The 18,732-nt window shown below is 41.1% G+C and carries 12 protein-coding genes, 2 tRNA genes and 1 rRNA gene; 1 reads left to right on the top strand and 14 read right to left on the bottom strand.

All coding sequences use genetic code 11. From position 1 onward, the window contains the following. Window positions 1-92: 92 nt before the first annotated feature. From OZX58_RS05765 to mutS, 13 genes are all read right to left on the bottom strand, one after another. Window positions 93-165, bottom strand: a tRNA-Ala gene (locus tag OZX58_RS05765). A 37-nt stretch (window positions 166-202) separates the two neighbouring features. Beyond that, window positions 203-276 (bottom strand) — tRNA-Ile (locus OZX58_RS05770). A gap of 134 nt (window positions 277-410) precedes the next feature. Further along, window positions 411-1,978 (bottom strand): 16S ribosomal RNA (locus tag OZX58_RS05775). Between the two features lie 443 nt (window positions 1,979-2,421). Continuing rightward, window positions 2,422-2,934 (bottom strand): hypothetical protein, encoded by a 513-nt coding sequence (locus tag OZX58_RS05780; RefSeq protein ID WP_277140624.1) that lies wholly within the window; start codon window positions 2,932-2,934, stop codon window positions 2,422-2,424. A 163-nt stretch (window positions 2,935-3,097) separates the two neighbouring features. Next, window positions 3,098-4,459 carry a DEAD/DEAH box helicase gene (locus tag OZX58_RS05785; RefSeq protein ID WP_277140625.1) on the bottom strand — a complete coding sequence of 454 codons (1,362 nt, stop codon included), beginning with the start codon at window positions 4,457-4,459 and terminating at the stop codon, window positions 3,098-3,100. Continuing rightward, window positions 4,452-5,408, bottom strand: coding sequence for a bifunctional oligoribonuclease/PAP phosphatase NrnA (locus tag OZX58_RS05790; RefSeq protein ID WP_277140626.1), 957 nt, complete (start codon window positions 5,406-5,408; stop codon window positions 4,452-4,454). The genes OZX58_RS05785 and OZX58_RS05790 overlap by 8 nt, the downstream gene beginning before the upstream one ends. A gap of 53 nt (window positions 5,409-5,461) precedes the next feature. Continuing rightward, window positions 5,462-6,598 (bottom strand): DNA polymerase IV, encoded by a 1,137-nt coding sequence (gene dinB, locus OZX58_RS05795; RefSeq protein WP_277140627.1) that lies wholly within the window; start codon window positions 6,596-6,598, stop codon window positions 5,462-5,464. Beyond that, a complete protein-coding gene (zwf, locus tag OZX58_RS05800) occupies window positions 6,591-8,039 on the bottom strand; it encodes a glucose-6-phosphate dehydrogenase (RefSeq protein ID WP_277140628.1) in 1,449 nt (482 codons plus the stop codon). Before zwf ends, dinB begins: the two co-directional genes overlap by 8 nt. 142 nt (window positions 8,040-8,181) lie before the next feature. After that, window positions 8,182-8,604, bottom strand: a complete 423-nt coding sequence (gene yajC / locus OZX58_RS05805; RefSeq protein WP_277140629.1) for a preprotein translocase subunit YajC — start codon at window positions 8,602-8,604, stop codon at window positions 8,182-8,184. Between the two features lie 68 nt (window positions 8,605-8,672). Next, the gene (ruvB, locus tag OZX58_RS05810; RefSeq protein WP_277140630.1) at window positions 8,673-9,686 is read right to left on the bottom strand and encodes a Holliday junction branch migration DNA helicase RuvB; all 1,014 of its coding nucleotides are present in this window, start codon (window positions 9,684-9,686) and stop codon (window positions 8,673-8,675) included. Between the two features lie 45 nt (window positions 9,687-9,731). Further along, window positions 9,732-10,316, bottom strand: a complete 585-nt coding sequence (ruvA, locus tag OZX58_RS05815; protein ID WP_277140631.1) for a Holliday junction branch migration protein RuvA — start codon at window positions 10,314-10,316, stop codon at window positions 9,732-9,734. 3 nt (window positions 10,317-10,319) lie between these two features. Next, entirely contained in the window at window positions 10,320-12,200 is a 1,881-nt protein-coding gene (mutL, locus tag OZX58_RS05820; RefSeq protein WP_277140632.1) for a DNA mismatch repair endonuclease MutL, read from the bottom strand. Window positions 12,201-12,202: 2 nt separating this feature from the next. Next, window positions 12,203-14,773 (bottom strand): DNA mismatch repair protein MutS, encoded by a 2,571-nt coding sequence (gene mutS, locus OZX58_RS05825; RefSeq protein ID WP_277141763.1) that lies wholly within the window; start codon window positions 14,771-14,773, stop codon window positions 12,203-12,205. A gap of 863 nt (window positions 14,774-15,636) precedes the next feature. Here mutS and OZX58_RS05830 point away from each other — a divergent pair. After that, window positions 15,637-16,413 carry a matrixin family metalloprotease gene (locus OZX58_RS05830; RefSeq protein ID WP_277140633.1) on the top strand — a complete coding sequence of 259 codons (777 nt, stop codon included), beginning with the start codon at window positions 15,637-15,639 and terminating at the stop codon, window positions 16,411-16,413. Between the two features lie 681 nt (window positions 16,414-17,094). Here OZX58_RS05830 and groL read toward each other — a convergent pair. Next, a complete protein-coding gene (gene groL / locus OZX58_RS05835; protein WP_277130682.1) occupies window positions 17,095-18,723 on the bottom strand; it encodes a chaperonin GroEL in 1,629 nt (542 codons plus the stop codon). Window positions 18,724-18,732 lie beyond the last annotated feature (9 nt).

Raw genomic sequence — 18,732 nt, forward strand, 5'->3', positions numbered from 1 at the left:
CAATCTGTTTATTATCTCTTTGATTGTGTCTCGGTTTTTTCTTGGATTATATTCAGTTTTCAATGTACTAACCAATGGATCTTTCGACCCAATGGAGGCTAACGGGATCGAACCGATGACCTCCTGCGTGCAAAGCAGGTGCTCTCCCATCTGAGCTAAGCCCCCAAATACTCTTTCGACAGTCAATAACTTCTGATGTCAATGGGCCTAAATGGACTTGAACCATCGACCTCACGCTTATCAGGCGTGCGCTCTAACCAGCTGAGCTATAGGCCCGTCTCTTGCGTATCTGTTTTTATTCTTTTTGAGGTACTACCCTCAAAACTAAACAATGTTCTCGCTCCGTGTGCTTCCGTTGCTCCTAGGCTTCCTCTAGTATTTCTACTCTCCACCTATTCGCTCTTCCTTAGAAAGGAGGTGATCCAGCCGCAGGTTCTCCTACGGCTACCTTGTTACGACTTCACCCTAATCATCTGTCCTACCTTAGACGGCTGACTCCCCGAAGGGTTATCCTACCGGCTTTGGGTATTACAGACTCTCATGGTGTGACGGGCGGTGTGTACAAGGCCCGGGAACGTATTCACCGCGGCGTTCTGATCCGCGATTACTAGCGATTCCAGCTTCATGCACTCGAGTTGCAGAGTGCAATCCGAACTGAGATTAGCTTTAAGAGATTCGCTTGCCTTCACAGGTTCGCTCCTCGTTGTACTAACCATTGTAGCACGTGTGTAGCCCAGGTCATAAGGGGCATGATGACTTGACGTCGTCCCCACCTTCCTCCGGTTTGTCACCGGCAGTCTCATTAGAGTGCCCAACTTAATGCTGGCAACTAATAATAAGGGTTGCGCTCGTTGCGGGACTTAACCCAACATCTCACGACACGAGCTGACGACAGCCATGCACCACCTGTCTTAGTGTCTCCGAAGAGAACTTCATATCTCTATGAATTGCACTAGATGTCAAGACCTGGTAAGGTTCTTCGCGTTGCTTCGAATTAAACCACATGCTCCACCGCTTGTGCGGGCCCCCGTCAATTCCTTTGAGTTTTAACCTTGCGGTCGTACTCCCCAGGCGGAGTGCTTAATGCGTTAGCTGCAGCACTGAGAGGCGGAAACCTCCCAACACTTAGCACTCATCGTTTACGGCATGGACTACCAGGGTATCTAATCCTGTTCGCTACCCATGCTTTCGAACCTCAGCGTCAGTTACAGACCAGAGAGCCGCCTTCGCCACTGGTGTTCTTCCATATATCTACGCATTCCACCGCTACACATGGAGTTCCACTCTCCTCTTCTGCACTCAAGAAAGGCAGTTTCAGATGCAATTCCCCGGTTGAGCCGAGGGCTTTCACATCTGACTTGTCTTCCCGCCTGCGTTCGCTTTACGCCCAATAAATCCGGACAACGCTTGCCACCTACGTATTACCGCGGCTGCTGGCACGTAGTTAGCCGTGACTTTCTGGTTGATTACCGTCAAATAAATAGCAGTTACTCTATCTATCCTTCTTCACCAACAACAGAGCTTTACGATCCGAAAACCTTCTTCACTCACGCGGCGTTGCTCCATCAGACTTTCGTCCATTGTGGAAGATTCCCTACTGCTGCCTCCCGTAGGAGTTTGGGCCGTGTCTCAGTCCCAATGTGGCCGTTCAGTCTCTCAACTCGGCTATGCATCATTGCCTTGGTAAGCCGTTACCTTACCAACTAGCTAATGCACCGCGGGTCCATCCTCTAGTGACAGCTCGAAAGCCGCCTTTCATAGCTAGATCATGTGATCTTACTTCTTATTCGGTATTAGCATCTGTTTCCAAATGGTATCCCAATCTAGAGGGCAGGTTACCCACGTGTTACTCACCCATCCGCCGCTCGCGCTTTTAGCTTCCTACCCGAAGGTATTCTGTTAAAATTGCTCGCTCGACTTGCATGTATTAGGCACGCCGCCAGCGTTCGTCCTGAGCCAGGATCAAACTCTCATTTTTAATGTTTGTTTGAATGTTTGCTCATTCGTTCCAAGATTTGCATCTCGGATTTATTTGCTTGCGAAATTGACTTCGCTTTTTTGTTTTGGGTTCTTACACCCGCACACTTTGCGAAAACATTGTTCAGTTTTCAAGGTACTACCCACTGACGTAAATAACTTACATCAGTGCTTCTTTATTTTAACAGAAGTATTTTCTTTTGTCAAGAAGTTTTTTCTGCCCCCTGTTGAAGAAGTTTTCAACTCCCTCAGCAGCGTTTATTATCTTACTAAACCTTCGAGCTCTTGTCAAGCCCTCTTGCTTAGTTTTTATTTCGCCGCCTTGCTCTCAAGCCTTTCGCTCTCTTGCCCGACGACAGTTATTAATATTACCAACTTGTCTCCCCTTTTGCAAGCTTTTTTTGCAAAAAAACAGGATGTTATTTCTAACATCCCTTAAAAAGCCTAATTCTTCAAGGGTTTTTCAATATGTGATAATAGCAAATTAATGCACTGATAAATGTCTCTTATATCAGTTTTGCACTCATGAATTACCCAATTATAGATAATTGCATAAACACCGTTAGCAACTAAATCGATTTGTCTAACTGAAAAAGCACCGCGCGGCCTCATGTAATTTTCAATTGCGATTGCGAATTCCTTGCGTAAGGTAATATAAAAATTTCTAGGGTCTTTGCTAATTAGCAACAAATTATAGTAGAAAATACGATTTTCTTTAATTTGTGTAAGCATTCGATAAAACATTCGGTTCATCGTCTCACCATTAAAACTACGCAAAGTTCTCTGCACTTGCAAAACAACCACTGACACAAACATATTCGGCATGTTGCTATAGTGATTATAAAACATTCCCCTATCAATCTGCGCTTTGCGACAAAATTCCGTTACAGTATATTTGTCACATATTTTCTTGCTCAAGTCCTTCTTAAGAATCTTTTCAGAGTATGGTATAGCCATGTTCTAATTCTCCTATTAAATTTATTGTAATCAATATATCAATAAAAGCGCTAACATGCAATAACTTTTTATTTAAAGTTGATTCTGCCCAAGCCCATTACAGCAAAATATTGTCCTATACAAATAAAAAAGCGAAGCTGCATTACAACTTTGCTTTTTTAAGTTAATGATTATTTTCCCGACGCTGCTTACGTTGGCGTTTAGCCTTACGAACTTCGTGGCGCTGCTCAACTTTGCGCTTTTGCGCCTTATCCTTTTGGATGGCTTGTTTAATCTTCTTCTTATAGCCTGGCTTGCGCTTTTTCTTGGCTTTTTTAACCAGACCATTCAGCTTATTATCAATTTTATGATTGGCAGCATTACGGTCAGTTCGGCGGTGATAGTGTTTACGTGGCACTAATTCACCATTCTTAATTTCGACAAAATCAAAATGGACGCCCATCTTTTCTAATCCGGCAATTCGGTTCATTTCTTCTTCACGAATTAAAGTAACGGCGTGTCCAGACAGACCATTACGGCCAGTCCGTCCAATTCGGTGAACAACAAAATCCAAGTCGCGCGGAATTTCATAGTTAATAACTAGACTAACACCATCAATATCGAGTCCACGCGCTGCCAAATCGGTGGCAACAACATACTGGAATTGTCCGGCTTCCACTTCCCGTAATGCACGTTTACGCTCACGCTCAGTGATACCACCATGAATTTTAGCCACTTTTAGGCCTTGAGATTGCAAATATTCAGTTAATTCATCAACTTTTTGCTTAGTATTAGCAAAGACAACTGCCAAATACGGCTGACCCATTGTCAATAACTGGTACAAAATCTTTTTGCGATTTTTAGAACCAACGTCTAGCAAATCATTCTTAATTGTTCCAGAAATAACGGTTGGATTATCAATGATAATTTGCTCAGGCTTAGCCATATATTTACGTAAAAAATTGCTCAATTGCACTGGAATCGTCGCTGAAAAAGCCGCAAACAGCAGCTCCTTCGGCATTCTTTGTGCGATAAAATCAACATCATTTAAAAAGCCCATGTCTAAGGTCATATCGGCTTCATCAATGATGAAATCCTTAACGTAATCCAAAAACAGCAGCTTCTTTTGAACAAAATCGTGCAGCCGCCCCGGTGTTGCAATAACTAGCTGCGGTTTATTGCTGGTAATCTTCTTTAATTGGCGTTCACGATCTGTCCCACCAGCTAAATGAGCAATCGAAATATTCAGCCCTGATGCATCCCGCAGTTGTCTTGCAACTTGATAAAGCTGCTCTGATAGTTCACGGCTCGGTGCGGTAATAATTGCATGCGTATATGCAAGTTCTGGATCAATGTCATTCAATACGGGCACCAAAAATGCATGCGTCTTCCCTGACCCAGTAACAGCCTGGACAACCGCATTCTTGTGCTCTAATAACACAGGAATAACTTCTTCCTGAACCTTAGTCGGCTGCGTAAAATTAATCTTGCTTAAACCAGCTTGTAATTCCGGCTTAAGTTTAGCGTCTTTAAAAATATTATTCATGTGTTTTTCGATATTCCTTAGTTACCTGTACCAATTCAGCAAAAATTTGCTTAACTTCAGCTAAATCTTGAGCATTGGCACCACTGGCTAAAGCATGACCACCACCATCATGCTTAGCTGCTAATTCGTTAATGACTGGACCCTTTGAGCGGTAGTGAACACGATAAGTGCCATCAGGCTTTTCAACAAAAACATTCCAGGCAATGATGTCCTTAATTCTGCCTGGTGTTGAAACCGTGCACGAGGCTTGACTAAAATCAGCCCCCAACTTATCGAGAGCTTCCTGCGTCAAAACTGCATAGGCAGCACCGCTAGGATCAACTTTCATATAATCGAGTACTTCTGCCTGCAATTTTGCCTGCACAAACGTGACGTCACTCATATTACGAGCAATTTCAGTAATATTAATCCCCGTAGCCGCTAATTTGGCAACAACGTTAAACGTATGCGCTGTAGTTTCAGGATACATAAACCGACCTGTATCGCCAACTATCCCCGCATATAACGGGTAAGCAACCTCAGCTGGCATCGGCAAATTTTCTGCCGCTAAAAAGTCCGCGATAATCTGCGAAGCAGCTGGTGCCTCATCATCGACATAACTCATATCAGCATACGGCTCAACATCTGGGTGGTGGTCAATCTTAATTAAGAAATCCCCTTGATCGTATAACTTATTGGCAATCCGTGCCGTATTGGCAGTATCCGTTGTAATGACCAGTGCGCCTTGATAGTCTGCCTTAGTTACCGGATCCATCTTGTTAATCCAATCAAGGTCTCCCTCATCATTTTCACCAGCACACAAAATGCGTTTGTCAGGAAAGTGCAACTTTAATGACCGCGCTAACCCAGCCTGTGAACCCAAGGCATCTGGGTCTGGGCTAGTATGACGGTGCAAAATAATTGTCGAATATTGTTCGATTTTTTGATATATTTCCGCAAAAGTGCTCATAATTACTCCTTCATCTATTAATTGTTTATCCTTTAGTTTACCAGAAAAGTCGCTCAATCTGAAAACAAGTCTAAGTTGACATCTTCAAAATCAGCTTCTGAAAAATCGGTGGCCGTCACTCCCAACAGACGAATGCCATTAGTAAGAAAACTATTGGCCAGCGGCTCAAACAATTCGCGGGCTGCTTGATAAATCTCGGTTGTATTACGCGTTGCATGTGGTAATTTTCGCCGTTTAGTCACAGTTACAAAATCATTATTGCGAATTTTTAGAACAATTGTATTGGCAAAAAAGTTACGCTCCTGCAGCTTTTCTTCCAAACTAGCAGCATAATTGCGAATGTTAGTTAGTGCTACCTGCTCATCAAAGACGCATGGCTCATAAGTCCGCTCAATGCCAATCGACTTACGATTATGTTCATCATCAGGAACAACCCGCGACAAGTCAATCCCGTTAGCATGCTCGGCCATCAAATAACCCATGCGGTTAAAATGCTTAATCAGTTCTCGCACATGGATCTGCTGCAGCCCCTTGCCAGTATAGATTCCCATCTGATGAAGACGTTCCTGCGTTCTGGGACCAATGCCATGAAAGTTCTCAATTTTTTGCCTTGCCAAAAAAGCTTTCGCTTCCTCAGGCAAAATAACCGTCCGTCCGAATGGTTTAGCATATTCTGAGCCCATTTTTGCTAAAAACTTATTATAGGTAGCACCAAAAGAACAATTCAGTCCCTCTTCCTTACGAATTCGCGTCTGCAAGTCAATTGCCAGTTGAACAGCCGAAGTTGAACCCAACTTATTCTCAGTTACATCTAAATAAGCCTCATCAAGTGCAATCGACTGCACCGAATCCGTAATTTCGTGCATCATTTCGTGAATTACTGCTGAAACTGCACGATATTTAGTAAAGTCTGGCCGCAAAAAGACCAATTTATCTGCTGGCACCAACCTGATTGCCTTAATTGACGGCATTGCTGAATGCACGCCATACTTACGAGCGACGTAATTTGCTGTTGCCACGACACCATGACCATGATTTTTTCGGGCATCTTGACCAATAATTAGCGCTTTATTTTTCAGCGCCGGATGATCACGCATTTCTACTGAAGCATAAAAGGCATCCATATCAATATGAATAATGCGCCGGTGTGTATCATTAAGCGGCAGCAAGTCATCACTTGGGCTAGTCATAAATCCAGTGTTCAGTTGCAGAGTCAAAGATCCGATCTGCAGCTTTTGGCCCCATGCGGTAAGGTAAATATTCTACTGGCTTTTTGCCAGCTTGATTATCTTGATGCCAAGCATCCTCAATCAGGTCAATAAACTTCCAGTAATTCTTCAATTCACTCCAATGGGTAAAATTAGTTGAGTCATTAACAAAAACATCGTGCAATAAACGCTCATAGCCATCCGGCACTTGAGCTAGTTCAGACTTAGCAAAAGTATAATCTAGGTTTTCACGGCGAATACCACTTGTTGAAATTTTCTTACCATTAATTGTAATGAAAATTTCCATCTGCGGGTCAATCACAATCGTAATATTGTTCGAATGTGCCTGACCATAAGGATTGGACATGTGCTTTAACACAATATCAATGCGGCTTTCCTTTTCCCTAAATTCTTTACCCGTTCTAAAGTAAATCGGCACACCAGCAACCGGACCCTTTTGAAATTTAACTTGTCCAGCTGCATAAGTTTCTGTTGTCGAATCCTCGGCAACATTCGGTTCCTGCTTATAGCCAAAGGTGGTGTCGCTGCCAAGATATTGTCCGCGAACGAAGTGCTGGTCAATTTCCGTCTTAGTCGGCATTACCAAACTATCAAGCAATTCTTGTTTAGCTTGGTGGATACTTTTGGCAGTCAAATCAGCGGGCTGCGGCATTGCCAGCAACGTAATAATTTGAAAAATATGGTTCTGCACCATATCGCGCAAGGCCCCAGAAGTTTCATAATATCCACCGCGAGCTTCAACACCAAGCCGTTCTGCTAAAGTAACCTGAATATTCTTAACATTGGCACTATTCCAAACATTTTTAATTAACGGATTGGTAAACCGTAATGGCAAAATATTCTGCACCATTTCCTTGCCCAAGTAATGATCGATTCGAAAGATGTCATCTTCGGCAAAAGAAGCAGTAATTTGCTCGTTTAGTTTTTCAGCAGAAGCAAGGTCACGTCCGAATGGCTTCTCAACAACTATTCTGTTAAAGCCCGTACTTGTCAGATGCTGGTCATTAATGTGTGTTGCAATCGTGCCAAAGAAGCGTGGCGCCATTGCCATGTAGAAGATCCGATTGCCTTGTGCACTATAGCGATCATCAAGTTCTTGTGCTAATTCTTTAAGTGCTTGATAATGTTCAACATTCGTCACATCATGAGATTGATAATAAAAGTGACTAACAAAAGCTTGGACATCGTTTTCACTGACTTCTTTGTGAGTTTCATGAATTGCATCACTGACTTGTTCACGCAGATATTCGTGCGTCCATGGCCGCCGCGCCGTGCCGATAACTGCAAAATTATCACGAATTAAGCCTTGCTCATATAAATTGAACAAAGCTGGATACAATTTACGATGGGCCAGGTCGCCGCTGCCGCCAAAAATAATCATTACAACTGGAATATTGTTCATAAGGGTACCCTTTCCTAAAATTAAACTTAAGTTAATTCCATTTTATACTATTTTGCATTCAAACATTAGTTTTTAGACAACTAGACTAATAATTTTTTAGCGCAAAATAAAAAGCGTCAATTGACGCTTTTATTTAGATTTTTTATTCTTCAGTAGAATCATCGTCTGACTTTGGCTCTGCTTCAGTAGGCTTATCAGCAGGTTCTACTGGTTTTTCTTCCTTTGCAGGTTCTTCCTCAGCTGGCTTCTCAGTAGTATTAGCTTCAGCAGCTGGCAAAATTTGTTGGACAGCCATCCGACTAAAAGTCAGGTAGATACCATCAGCATCAACAACAACTGTCTTGTCATTAGTATCAACAGAATCAATCTTGGCATGCAAACCGTCAATTAAAATAACGTTGTCGCCCTTCTTCAATTGATTCATCATTTCCATTTTCTTTTGTTGTTGCTTCTTTTGCGGCTTAATCATTGTAAAGTACATGAAAGCAATTAAAACGATAAAGATAATAATCATCACAAAGCTGCTATTGCCGTTACCTGCAGCAGCTAAAAATAAAGTATTCACTTCTACACCTCATAAATTTCAAAAATATATTAACTTCTTAATTATACATAAATTTATCAGCATTTGCACTACTCATTAGGAATCGGCAAGCCCAACTGCAAATATGCTTTCTCGGTTACCATGCGTCCACGCGGCGTCATTAAAATAAAGCCGCGCTGCAGCAGGTATGGTTCATATAGTGATTCGATTGTTTCTACATCTTCACCACTATTAGCTGCTAGCGTCCGCACGCCGACTGGACCGCCGTGATAATTTTCAATCATTACCCGTAAAATCTTGCGGTCGGTCTGATCCAGCCCCTCACCGTCAACCTGTAATTGCTTGAGAGAACTAGCCGTTGTGGCAAAGGAAATTACTTTTTCACCCTTAACTTCCGCAAAATCACGCACCCGTCTAAGCAGTCTGTTGGCTACTCGCGGCGTGCCACGCGACCTACGCGCTAATTCATGAGCGGCTTCTGGTGCAATCTCAATCTGAAACACATTGCTTGAACGCTGAATAATCTGCTCCAATTCATCAACCTGGTAATACTGTAAATGTTCAACAATCCCAAAGCGATCACGCAAAGGTGCCGACAATTGCCCAGCTAAAGTCGTCGCACCAACCAAGGTAAACGGCGGCAGCGGCACGTGAACCGCATGGGTTGTTTGTCCCTCACCAATCACAATATCGATATAATAATCTTCCATTGCTGAATAGAGTACTTCCTCAATCGGTTTTGCCAAACGATGAATTTCATCGATAAATAGAACATCCCCCGGATTGAGGTCGGTCAATAACGCTACCAAATCGCCAGCTTTTTCAATCGCTGGACCACTGGTACTCTTTAAATTAACACCCAATTCATTTGCAATCACAAATGCCAAAGTCGTTTTCCCGAGACCCGGCGGCCCGTAGAGTAGCACATGGTCAAGTGCTTCATCACGCTGTTTAGCAGCTTTAATATAAACTGCCAGCTCTTTTTTAACCCGCTTTTGCCCCAAATAGTCGTCTAAACGCTGTGGTCTTAGCGAAAATTCGGTCTGCTGCTCGCTCAGTCCCTGACTTTCACCAGAAACAATTGAATCATCATTATCTGTCACCAGTTTCACTTCCTTTGAACACGTTACAACTTATTATAACAAGAACTACTTCTTTAAGAGAAGGGCTAGACCCTTTTTAATATACTGGTCCGCACTTGTTGCATCTTCCTTGGCCAATTTAGGTGCCACTCTGTCGACTTCCTTTTGAGTGTAACCAAGAGCAAGAAGGGCTAGCAACGCATCATTAAGTTCCGGTGTGATTTCTTGATCGGCAATCTTATCAACCCGCTGCACAAAGTCACCGAGCTTGCCCTTCAGGTCAAGCACAATCTGTGACGCGGTCTTTTTGCCAACACCAGGGAAACGGGTCAAATACTTAACTTCGCCCTGCTCAATGGCTTCAGCTAGCGAATTACTATCTTCAGCTGCCATGATTGCAAGTGCTGACTTGGGACCAATGCCACTGACACTAAGCAATTTCAAAAAAAGTTCCTTATCTTCTTCACTTTGAAAACCATATAAGGTAATGCCCGTGTCACGAACTACTTGTTCAATATAAACTTCAGCCTGTTCATCCTGCTGATAAGCAAATGGGGTGGGACTATAAATCTTATAACCCACACCATTAACATCGAGCACAATGTAATTAGGCATAATCTTGGTAATAATGCCCTTTAAATATTCATACATTAATTATTTTTCCTTTTTAAACATTTTATTCAATTCACTCTGCCGTAGATGAACTAGAACTAGATTACCGCGGGCATCATGATAAGGGTCAGGCGTTTGCCTTAATTCTGTCAACAATTCACTGGCTTCTGCATCTGCTAGCTTAATCCGCCCCGTAATTTCTTTTTCAGCTTGCCGTGCCGCAATTCGCTTAATCAAGTTGGCAGTATCAGTTTCGTCAACATTCAAAAAGCTATCCAAAATTGAACGAATTGCTTCTTCAGGATTGCTCTTAATCCATGTCGGATAAGACCGCAGAATAAATGTGTCACTGCCAAATTCTTCTAAAAACAAGCCAATCTGATTAATTTCTGCCAAATTATCCTTAATTTGAAGAAAATCCAGATTGCCAAATGAAAGTGTCAGCGGCGTCAACAAGCCTTGCTGGGTAATTTTTTGTTGGGTAATTGTTTGCTCAATTGTAACAAAGCGCAGCAGACGTCTAACAGCAACCTGATCCACCAAGTATAAGTCTTCACCATTTGCGGCAACCAAATAAGTTCTTGTTTGACCAACCAAAGTTAATTCAGGAAGATTGTTAGCTAAAACTTCATCCCCAGTTGAAACAACTGCAGCATTACCTGCACGCTTAACAAATGGCGGTAACTGCGTTTGCCGTGCGACATTGTCATGCCAAGTTTTGGTAATAATATAGCGGTCATCCTCACGTGGCGCTGTCAAATCCACATATTGCGTGTGCTTAGGCGTTGCAATCTTAGCGGCATGACTTTCATGCACCTCATTAGCAGGAATAGTCCGCTTAGTATCCACAACATTTTTATTTAAATTAAATTTAAGCTGGTCAACTAATGTCTCTTGCTTTGCTGCGGTCAAGTTAGCTAGCCCATCACCTTGGTTATTTTCTTCTAAAAGTGTAGTGCTAATCGCATTCGTAATTAAGCGGCTAAGTTCACTTTCCTTCGACAAGCGTACCTCCTGCTTAGTGGGATGCACGTTAACATCAACTAGCAGCGGGTCAACTTCAATCTTCACAATCGCAATTGGGTAATGTTTAGCAGTCAAATGCGTGCCATATCCTGCCATCACGGCAGCTGCGAGCTTGAAATTTTTAATATAACGGCCATTTAGCAAGATTGAGACAAAATTGCGCGTTGAGCGAGTTAATTCTGGTTTCGATATTAAACCAGTAACCGTAAAATCGTTGTCGCTGCTGCTAAATGGCAGCATTTTTTCGGCAATATGGCGGCCATAAACACTAGAAACTGTCTGCTGTAAATTACCATTACCAGCAGTTCGTAATAAAACACGCCCTTCATTAGTTAGCGTCAAAGCCAAGTTGGGATAGCCCAAGGCAATGCGGTTAACAATATCAACAATTTTCATGATTTCGGTACGGGGACTGCGCAGATACTTTAACCGCGCCGGCGTGTTGTAGAACAGGTCCTTAACCGTAATTTGCGTACCCTTTTTAGCAGCGGCATCTTCCTGCAGCGTTTTCGCACCGGCAGTAAATTCGGCTCGTGTCCCCGCTGCTTCATTAGTATTAGTTAAAATTTCTACATGGCTAACCGCTGCAATCGAGGCCAAGGCTTCCCCACGAAAGCCCAAGGTACCAACATTAAACAGGTCACGTTCGTTGGTAATTTTGCTTGTCGCGTGCCGGGTAAAGGCAAGGTCAACTTGATCGCTGGCAATTCCCGAACCATTGTCTTGAACAACGATTTCCTTTAGGCCGGCATCAATAAAATCAATCCGAATCCGGCTGCTGCCAGCATCGATTGCATTTTCGACCAATTCCTTAACCACACTCGCCGGTCGTTCAATTACTTCTCCGGCCGCAATCTGGTTAGCTAACGTTTCCGATAATTCATGAATTTGCGCCATGATTAATGCTCATCCTTCAAGTCTTCCTGCCAATTTGCAACCAGCTGCATTACTTCAAGCGGTGTTTTATCAGCTAGATAAAGATTAGAAATTTCATCAAGGATATCTTTTTCCTTGCCTGTAACTTCATTTGCTGGCTCATCAAGGTCATCGCCCACAGCTGCTTCATCAGTATTAAACAAATCTAATTGTGTCGCTGCCGGACCTAAGTTGCTGCCTTGAGCTTCAAGCCGCTTTAACAATTTGGTTGCTTCACGCAAGACTTTGCGCGGCAATCCCGCTAATTGCGCTACATGAATGCCGTAACTCTGATCCGCTGGTCCTGGTAGAATTTTATGTAAGAAAATCAACTTACCATTTTCTTCGGTTGCCCCAACGTGAATGTTCTTGAGGTGAGGCAGCTTTTGTTCCATTGCCGTTAATTCATGGAAGTGCGTCGCAAACAAAACCTTCGCGCCAACTTCATCATGTAAATATTGGACAATTGCGCCGGCTAGGGCCATCCCGTCATAGGTTGCCGTACCACGGCCAATTTCATCAAATAATACCAAACTGCGCTTAGTAGCTGCTTGCAATGCCGCATTGGCTTCCGTCATTTCAACCATAAAGGTACTTTGACCCGAAATCAGGTCATCTGCAGCCCCAATTCGCGTGAATATCTGGTCAAAAATCGGCAGCTCAGCACTATCTGCTGGCACAAACGAACCGACCTGCGCCATTACTGCAATCAGCGCCATTTGTCGCATGTAAGTACTCTTACCAGACATGTTCGGACCAGTAATTAAGAAAATATTGGTATCTTCGTCAAGCTTGACATCATTAGGAATGTAGGCGCCCGCCTTCATCACCTTTTCAACTACGGGATGACGTCCTGCAATAACCTTCACATCTTGATTGGCAGTATGGAACACGGGCCGACAATAATTATTTTCTTCGGCAACTTGCGCAAATGAACAAAAAACATCAAGACTGGCTAGTTGTGCAGCTAATTTTTGTAAAGCAGCAATGTACTTCTTGACTTCTTCACGCAACTTAACAAACAAATCATATTCCAAATCTGTCGACTTGGACTGTGCTTCCAAAATTAAGTTTTCGTGCTCCTTTAATTCCGGCGTGATATAACGTTCCGCATTGGTTAACGTTTGCTTACGGGTATAACGATCTATCGGCACCTTACTCTTGTTAGAGTTCGTCACTTGAATGTAGTAACCAAAGACCTTGTTATAACCAACCTTGAGGTTATCAATTCCCGTCTTTTGCCGTTCCGAAACTTCCATTTCGGCTAACCACTTTTTACCATTATTCATTGCATCGTGGTAACGATCAAGCTGGCGATCAACGCCAGGACGTATAAGCCCACCATCAGTAGTCACAATCGGCGGCTGGTCAACAATTGTCGTCGTAATTAATTCCGCAACGCCCTTTAACGGATCAATCTTAGTGGCAAAATCTTGCAAAACCTTGCTGTCTGCATCCTGCAATGCCGTCAAAATTGTCGGTACTGCCTGCAAAGAATGAGCTAGCTGCAATAATTCACGGGCGTTAACGTTGCCAAAGGCAATCCGACCCGTCAATCGTTCCAAATCATAAACGCCCTTGAGAGCATCAATGATGTTTTCGCGGGTAAAATAACCATCAAGTAAGGCTTGCACCATTTCTTGGCGTTTAGTCAGTTGGTCAACTGATAATAGCGGCCGCGCTAGCCACTGCTTAAGCAGACGTCCACCCATTGCTGTATGAGTCTTATCAAGAACCCAGAACAAGGAGCCCATCTTTTTGCCAGTTTTCGCAGAAGCTGTTAATTCCAAATTGTTCTGCACCGTGTGCGACATTTGTAAATACTGACTGACTTCATAGCTTTGTGCCACCTGCAAGTGTGCCAAACTGCGCTTCTGCGTCGTCAGTAAGTAGCCAACTAACTGTTGAACCGCTGCTTTTTCAACATGATTAGTCAAATTTTGTTCAACGAAAGACACTTCGGCATGCTTTTCAGTTAATTCAACTGGTGCCGAAACCGTAATATTGGCTTTATCGAAAAATTCACTGTCGGCATCACTTAAATGCCCATTATAAACAACCTCGCGTGTGCGCAACGACAACAATTCATTCGCTACGGCCGCAAATGTTTTTAAGTGCGTCGCAAAAATTTCACCGGTTGACAAATCACTATAGGCTAAGCCGAAGCCGCTCTTAGTTGTCACTACTGACGTTAAATAATTGGCATCTTTGGCTTCACTTGGCTTGTCATTCATCCGCGTACCTGGCGTTACCAGCTGGATAATTCCCCGCTTAACCATTCCTTTGGCATCCTTAGGATTTTCCAATTGCTCACATAAAGCGACTTTATACCCCTTCTCCACCAAAGTATCAACGTAAGAATCAACCGCAACGTGCGGCACACCTGCCATTGGAATTGGATTTTCACTCTTATTCGAGCGGTGCGTCAAGGTCAATTCCAAAATCTGGGCACCCTTAACCGCATCATCCTCAAATAATTCATAAAAGTCACCGACGCGATAAAAAAGGAAGGCATCGGGATATTGCTTTTTAATTTCGTAATATTGCTCCATCATCGGAGTTGTACTTGCTTTGGCCATTTATTCCTCTTCTTCTTTGCTATTACTGCTATATTATACGCTATCTCTTGGGGCAAAAGAAAAAAGACCACTAGTTAATGATCTTTTTCTTAAGTTTGCTTGAAACAACATTGCTTATCAAGTTGTCTACTATAACTATGTAAAAATAACTAGCTAATAAAATTTTTTCAAGCTTATTAATTAGTCAACGATACAATGCAACTACTAGTTTTTAGGCTAAAATTAAAGTGCAAAATTAATTTATATTTTATTATTATATATAAATACAAGTAAATATATTTTTTAATAATCAAAAAGTAACAAATCCACATTTATAAGCTTTTTTGAGCATTTTAATTGTCTTGTATGTATCTATCAAATATAATTAAAAATACGAGTTTAAGCAATACTTATATTGGTATCTAATTTCTTAAACTTAAAAATAAATATATGTATACAAAAAATCGTTTCTCATAGGTAGTACGAGCAACGATTTTTTTGTTTATTTGTTAAAAAGATATAAAATAAAAAGGGGAGGATAAAAGATCAATCTAATTAATTAAGCAAGATTATCACAGTATTAAAGAAAAATTCAAGTACAATTTGGACAGTTAATATTTGAATTTAAATTCAATCACTATGCTAATCAAACGTTATACCATCTTGCTAAATATTTTACTATATAAGACCAACTTATTTGCTTTTTAATAAAACCGCTTTAACTAAAAATTGGACAGACTTTAGAATTAAACACGGTACCAAACCAATAAAGGCAAATACCTGTCAACTATAGGTAAATTATTAATCAAGATTTTTATAATCACTTAAAAGTTTTATACCCAAATTAAGGAGCGTTAATTATGAAAACAATAAAGAACGTTTTATACGCACTATCAGTATTTGTATTACTATTCATTAGTGGTCCGCCTGCTTACGCAGCTACGGCTAAATTTTACGAATATTCCGGCACAGACTTAATCAAACAAGACTATTACGAAATCAAACAAAAGAAGGCATTCAAATATAACTTAAATGGAAAGCAAGCTTATAATTCTGCTGCCTTTGTTCCTGAACGTAATAACTTTGTTGGTTATAGTTGGCCTGATAAAAATAATATTACCTATACTACAGACGGAACACCGCGCCAAGCCGCATTAACAGATGACGCTGCGCAACGGATCAATAGTATGAATATTGTAAAATTAGCACCTTCTGCAAGTAATCCTGATATTACCATACATTATGTCAGTCAAGAAAAGATCAATAGCTTTAACAGTGATCCTAACCACGATCCAAATATTATGGCCTTAGGCCTAACAGTATATGGAAATGTCTGGCTGACGTCTAATAAGTATGCGCCTAAAACGTTTATTCACGTTAATGTTTACGTCAATAAAGAAGAAAACAACTCAGGCTATAGCTTATCTAACAGAGTTAAATGGCGTTTAGATTATCGTAATGAAGCAATTATTATTCATGAATTTGGACATGCTTTAGGCCTAGATCACAGTAATAATTATTCAAATTTAATGTCTCCAAGCAACTCTCAATTTAGTGAAAATGCGATGAAAAATCATACGCAAATTCTCGATCAAGATTTTTATAATCGGCTTAGAACACTTTATACAGAAAATTAACTAAAACACTATTTAACAAAATATCGATAAGACAAGCTTTGCTTATTAACACTAGTCCTTTAATAAGGTACTCTACTTTATCTTGCTCTGTTATACCCTAAGGGCAAAAATAGTTTCAACAATTATAAATTGGTAACTAACATAAAAGTAAACTCTTCTGAGTAAACAGAAATAGACATTACTATTGATGTTATATATGGTACTTTCATAATTATCACAATTAATATATAACAAAAAATATTCGAATGCAAGTAACTTTTTAAAATTATCTAATATTTATTTACTATTTTAACTTTATTATTTACGATAACATATATACGTAAATAAATACTGCTATATCAGCATTTTCTCTACTTCAAAATCTTTTTCCTCGCATTTTAATATACACGAATATTGAAATTGCTTACATTTATTAAATAACAATTCTATATATTTATTGGAATTATATTTTGTATAAAAATAGATATTACTTTTTTAACATCTAAATTAAACTCACAAAAGTCAGCATTACCAATAAAAAAGACCATCAACTTGATGGTCTTTTTTTCTTGAAATTAAATAAATTATTATTGAACAAGCCGCCTTTTAGCAGAGTGTCTGCCGACAAACTTAACTATTAATTCTCACCACACAAAAAAGCCGCTCGTTTGAGCAGCTTTTTTAATTAGTATTTATCTAAAATTACATCATTCCAGGAGCGCCGGCACCAGCACCTGCGTCAGGTGTAGCTGGCTTATCTTCAGGAATTTCTGCAACTACAGCTTCAGTAGTTAAGAGAAGTGCAGCAATTGAAGCAGCATTTTGCAAAGCTGTCCGTGTAACCTTGGTTGGGTCAATAATACCAGATTCAACCATGTTCTCCCAGTTACCATTAGCAGCATTGTAGCCGATTTCGTTGTCTTGCTTTTCAAGTTCGTTCAAGATAACTGAACCATCTTCACCAGCGTTTTCAGCAATTTGGCGAACTGGTGCACTCAAAGCACGTAAGACAATGTTGATACCAGTTTGTTCATCAACAGTATCACCTTTAAGGTCTTTAACAGCTGATTCAACATCAACTAAGGCAGTACCACCACCGGCAACGTAACCTTCATCAACAGCAGCACGAGTTGAGTTCAAGGCATCTTCAATTCGGTAACGACGTTCCTTCAATTCGGTTTCAGTAGCAGCACCAACGTGGATAACTGCAACACCACCAGTTAATTTAGCCAAACGTTCTTGCAACTTCTTCTTGTCAAAGTCAGAAGTAGTTTCATCGATTTGCTTTCTAATTGAATCTTCACGATCCTTGATTGCTTCATCAGAACCAGCACCATCAACAATTGTAGTTGAGTCTTTAGTAACTGTAATCCGGCGAGCTTGACCTAATTGGTCAAGTGAAGTGTCCTTCAATTCAAGACCCAAGTCTTCAGTAATTACAGTACCACCAGTCAATGCAGCGATATCTTGTAATTGCTCCTTGCGGCTATCACCAAAGCCAGGTGCCTTAACACCAACAACGTTGAAAGTACCACGAACCTTGTTCAAAACAAGTGTTGGCAATGCTTCACCATCAATATCGTCAGCAATGATTAACAATGACTTGCCTTGTTGTACAATTTCTTGCAATAATGGCAAAATGTCTTGAATGTTAGAAATCTTCTTGTCGGTAATCAAAATGTATGGATTATCGAGGTCAGCTTCCATCTTATCGTTGTCAGTTACCATATATTGTGACAAGTAACCACGATCGAATTGCATCCCTTCAACAACTGATAATTCAGTTTCAATACCACGAGAATCTTCAATAGTAATTACACCATCGTTGCCAACTTTTTCCATTGCATCGGCAATTAAATTACCAACTTCTTTAGAAGCACTTGAAACAGCAGCAACTTGAGCGATTTGGTCTTTTGAAGAAACTGTATGGCTGATCTTGTGTAATTCATCAGTTACAGCCTTAGTAGCCTTTTCAATTCCGCGGCGAACACCAACTGGGTTAGCACCAGCAGTTACGTTCTTCATTCCTTCACGAATAATTGCTTGGGTCAAAACAACGGCAGTAGTTGTACCGTCACCAGCGATATCGTTGGTCTTTTGAGCAGCTTCAGCAACTAACTTGGCACCCATGTTTTCGTAATGGTCCTTCAATTCAATTGCCTTGGCAATTGTAACACCATCGTTAGTGATTTCTGGGTTGCCGTATGATTGCTCTAAAACAACGTTGCGTCCCTTAGGACCAATAGTTGTCTTAACAGTATCAGCTAGCTTGTCAACACCCTTTAATAGGGAACGTCTTGCGTTTTCTGAAAATTTAATATCTTTTGCCATTTTCATTCG

This window comes from Lactobacillus sp. ESL0680 (genome assembly GCF_029392855.1).
Taxonomy (GTDB): domain Bacteria; phylum Bacillota; class Bacilli; order Lactobacillales; family Lactobacillaceae; genus Lactobacillus.